The following is a 4,919-nucleotide window of genomic DNA, read 5'->3' as shown; positions in this document are numbered from 1 at the left end:
GCCGGTCGCCTTCGAGATCCGTCCCGCCGGGACCGTCCCGGCGGCCCCGCTGCTGCACCGGATCGACCTCGCCCGCGAGGGCCTCGCCACCGCCCCCGGCCGCGACCCGGCGCCCGCCCTGCTGCAACTCGTCGCGGAACAGCGGCACGACGCCCGCCGCCGCCTCGACCCCTACCGGGGCGACCTGCTGCGGGCGGTCTGGTTCGACGGCGACCAGGGCGGCCTGCTGCTGATGGTGATCCACCACCTCGCCGTCGACGGCGTCTCCTGGCGGATCCTGCTCGACGACCTCGCCCGGGCCCACCGGGCCGCCGCCGACGGCCACCCGGCCGACCTCGCCGCCGTCCCCGTCACGGCCGCCGACTGGGCCCGTGCGCTGCGGGCCGCCGAGGCCGACCCGGCGGTCGCCGCCGACCGCGACCACTGGCACGGCCTGCTGACCGCCGGCACCGGGACCATCGGCACCCGGCCGCTGGACCGCACCCGGGACACCGTGGCCGGGGCCGCGACCCTGCGCACCACCCTGGGCGGCGGCCCGACCGCCGCCCTGCTGACCGACCTGCCCGACCGACTCGGCGCCGCCGTACCGGAGATCCTCCTCGGCGCCCTCGCCGCCGCCCTGCACGGCTGGCGCGCCCGCAGCGCCGACGGCCCGCTCCTGGTGGACGTCGAGGGCCACGGCCGAGACCCGGAACTCGCGGCCCTCGACGGCCTCGACCTCTCCCGGACGCTGGGCTGGTTCACGGTCATCCACCCCGTCCTGCTGGACACCGGCCCGGCCGCGCCCGACACCGGGGGAGTTGCCCGCGTCGAGAACCTGGCCCCCACCGACGACCTCGCCGCCGCCGACGACCTGGCCCGCGCCGTCGCGGCCGCCCGGCAGCGCCTGCGCGCCACCCCCCACCGGGGCCTGACGTACGGGCTGCTCCAGCGGTCCGGCACGCTGCCCGACCGCCCGGCCCCGATCGCCTTCAACTACCTGGGCCGCTTCGACACCACCCGACGCGGCCCCTGGCAGCCCGTCCCCGGCACCCTGCGCGGCGAGGCCGACCCCACCCTGCCGCTCGCCCACACCCTCTCGGTCGACGCCTTCGTGGAGACCGGCCCGGACGGCCCGCGGCTGCGGGTCGAATGGGCCTGGCCGGCCGGCGTGCTGGCCGCCGACGCGGTGGCCGAACTCGCCGCCCGCTGGGAGCAGGCCCTCACCACCCTGTCGTCCGCCGCCCCGCCCCGCGCCGAGGGGCCCGCAGCCGACGCCCAGTCCGAGGCGCCCGCCGAAACGTCCGCCGAAGCCTCCGCCGAGGCCGCCGCGCCCGCCGCCGTCCTGCTGCCCGCCACACCGCTCCAGGCCGGCCTGCTGTTCCACTCCCGCTACGCCGCCCACGACGGCCGCCGCGACCCGTACCTCGTGCAGCTCGTCCTCGACCTCACCGGCGCGATCGACCCGGAGCGGCTCCAGGACGCCGCCCGGCGGCTGCTCGCGCGCCATCCGCAGCTCGCCGGGGCCTTCACCAGCGGCGAGTCCGGCCCGCCGCAGCAGGTCGTGCCGGTCGAGGTGACGCTGCCCTGGCGCACCGTGGACCTCACCGGGCGGGCGGAGCGGGATCAGTCCGCCACCGCCCGGCGGCTCGTGGAGGAGGACCGCCGGCCGTTCGCGGTCGACACGCCGCCGCTGATCCGCTTCACCCTGCTGCGGCTGGCCGCCGACCGGTGGCGGCTCGTCTTCACCCACCACCACCTGCTGCTGGACGGCTGGTCGGTGCCGATCGTGCTGCGCGAGCTGTTCGCGCTGCACCAGGGTGTCGACCTGCCCCCGGCGCCGTCCTACCGCCGCTACCTCGACTGGCTGGCCGGGCGCGACGACGCGGCCGCGCGCGGCGCCTGGCGCGCCGCCCTCGCCGGGGCCGAGCCCACCCGGGTCGGCCGGCCCGCTCCGGCCGGCGGCGAGGGCGCCGACGACGGCCCGTCGACGAGCGTCTTCACCCTGCCCGCCGGGCTCACCGCCGGGCTGCGGGCGCGCGCCGCGCAGTGGGAGGTGACCCTCGGCTCCCTGGTGGCGACGGCGTGGGCGCTGGTGCTCTCCCACCTCACCGGCCGCGACGACGTCCTGTTCGGCACCACCGTCGCCCAGCGCCCGGCCGAACTGCCGGAGGCGGAGCGGCTCGTGGGCCTGCTGATCAACACCGTTCCGGTCCGGGCCCGGCTGCACCCGGGCGAGCCGCTGCGCGAGCTCGCCGCCCGGCTCCAGCGGGAGCGCACCGCGTTGCTGGACCACGAGCACCTGGGGCTCACCGCGGTGGAGGAGGCCGCCGGCGCCGGGCGGCTCTTCGACAGCTCACTGGTGTTCGAGAACTACCCGCTGGACGAGGCCGGGTTCGTCGAGCCCGCGCCGGGCCTGCGGATCGGCGCCGTCGAACCGTTCGACGGCACCCACTACCCGCTCTCGCTGGTGGTGCTGCCGCGCCAGGGCGGCCTGGACGTGCGGCTCCAGCTGCGCCCCGCCGAACTGGACCGGTACCTCGACGCGGACCGGCTGCGCACCTTGCTGACGGCCGCCTGCGCCGCTCTGGCCGGTCCGGGCGCGGACGCGCTGACCACCGGCCGGGTCGACCTGCTGCCGCCCGTCCAGCGGGCGGGGCTGCGGGCCTGGGGCACCGGCCCGGCGGCCGACGCCGAACCGGTGTCGGTCGGCGCGCGGTTCGAGCGGCTGGCGGCCGACCACCCGGACCGGATCGCCCTGCGACACGTCGACGGCGCCACCGCGAACGGCACCGGTACCGCCACGGACGCCACCACCACGTACGGCGCGCTGAACGCCGACGCCAACCGGCTGGCCCACCACCTGGCGGCCCTCGGGGTGCGGCCCGACACCCGGGTCGCCGTGCGGCTGCCGCGCAGCCCGGAGGTGCCGGTGGCGATGCTGGCGCTGGCCAAGCTCGGCGCCGTCTGCGTCCCGCTGCACCCGGGGTTCCCGGCCGAGCGGCTGCGCGCGCTCGCCGCCGAGGCGGGCACCGAACTGCTGCTGGACGCCGACCTGTTGGCGGCGGCCCGGCGGGCGGGCGGGAGTACGGACGACCCCGACGTGGAGGTGCGGCCCGGGCAGGTCGCCCAGTTGCTGTACACCTCGGGCTCGACCGGCCGCCCCAAGGGCGTGGCGGTCACCCACCGCAACATCCTCGCCCTGGCCGACGACCCGCTGTGGCACGGCCCCGACCACGACCGGGTGCTGTTCCACTCGCCGCACGCCTGGGACGCCATGGTGTACGAGCTGCTGATGCCGCTGCTGACCGGCCGCCAGGTGGTGGTGGCCCCGCCGGGGGAGCTGACCCCGGCGGACTACGCCCGGGCCGTCGAGCGCGGCGGCGCCACCGCGGCCTGGCTGACGGCGGGCCTGTTCGACCTGCTGACCGAGCAGATCCCGGCGGCCCTGGCCCGGTTGCGCCTGATCTGCACCGGCGGCGACGTCGTGCCCCCGGCGGCGCTCGCCCGGGCCCGGCGGGCCGCGCCCGGCCAGCGGCTGCTGGACCTGTACGGGCCGGTGGAGAGCACGACCTTCGCCCTGGGACACGAAGTCCCGGCGGGCCCGGTCCGCGAGGGCGGGGCCGTCCCGATCGGCCGCCCGCTCGCGGGGACGAGGGTGCTGCTGCTGGACGCCGCGCTGCGCCCGGTGCCGCCGGGCGTCCCCGGCGAGATCCACCTGGGCGGCGAGGGCCTGGCCGCGGGCTACCACGGCGCCCCGGCCCGGACGGCCGAGCGGTTCGTCGCCGATCCGTACGGCCCGCCGGGCGGCCGGCTGTACCGCACCGGGGACCTGGGCCGGTGGGACACCGAGGGCCGGCTGCACTTCCTGGGGCGCGCGGACCGGCAGGTGAAGATCAACGGGTTCCGGATCGAGCCGGGCGAGATCGAGGCCGCGCTGTGCGCCGAACCGGAGGTCACCGCCGCCCGGGTGGTGCCGCACGGGGCGGGCCCGGCGGGCCGCGCGCGGGGCGGGTACGTGGTCGCCGACCGGCCGGTGGCCGCCGGCGAACTGCGCCGCCGGCTCGCCGGGCGGCTGCCGCGCCACCTGGTGCCCGCCGTGCTCGTCCCGGTCGACGCGCTGCCGCTGGACGCCAACGGCAAGGTCGACACGACCGCCCTGGGCCCGCCGCAGCGGTCGGCCCCGGCACCGACCCGCTCGCCCCGCCGGGAGGTGCTGGCGGCGCTGTTCGCGGAGGTGCTGCGGGTGCCGGCGGTCGCGCCGGAGGACGACTTCTTCGCGCTCGGCGGCAACTCGATCGCCGCGATGCGGCTGGCCGGGCGGATCCGGTCCACCCTGGGGGTCGACGTGCCGCTCAGTGAGCTGTTCGACGCGCCCACGGTGGCCGGGCTGGACCACCGGCTCGACCGCGCCGCCCGTACCGACGGTGCCGACGGGACCGACGGCGCCGACGGCAGCGCCCCGGCGTTCGGCGACCGGACGGCCCGGCCCGACCGGCTGCCGCTCGCCCCCGCCCAACTGCGCCTGTGGACGGCCAACTACCTGGGCGAGCACCGCCCGGACTACCTCACCACGCTGGCCCTCGACCTCACCGGCGGGCTCGACCCCGCCGCGCTGCGGGCCGCCCTCGGCGACCTGGTGGCCCGGCACGAGGCCCTGCGGACCGTCCTGCCGTACGGCCCGGACGGCCCGGAGCAGCGCATCCTCGCGCCCGCCGACGCCCCGCCCGCCGACGCCCCGCCCGCCGACGCCCCGCCCGCCGACGCCGACCTCGCCGAGGCCGTCCTCGCCGCCGTCCCGTCCGCCGCGCCCCGCTTCCTCGACGTCCCGCCGGAGCGGCTGGACGCCTGGAGCGCAGCCGCTCTCGGCCGCGGAATCGACAGGTGGTCCCATACGCCGCTGCGCACCGCCCTGCTGGGCGGGGGCGCCGCGCGGCGCA

General features: G+C 78.9%; 1 protein-coding gene. It reads left to right on the top strand.

The annotated features are described in order from the left end of the window. The coding region (locus ACFV6I_RS37665) for an amino acid adenylation domain-containing protein (RefSeq protein ID WP_380430596.1) at positions 1 to 4,919 on the top strand (4,919 nt) is incomplete at both ends.

Source organism: Kitasatospora sp. NPDC059803, from assembly GCF_042732255.1.
Taxonomy (GTDB): domain Bacteria; phylum Actinomycetota; class Actinomycetes; order Streptomycetales; family Streptomycetaceae; genus Kitasatospora.
This window is presented reverse-complemented; position numbering and strand designations above follow the sequence as displayed.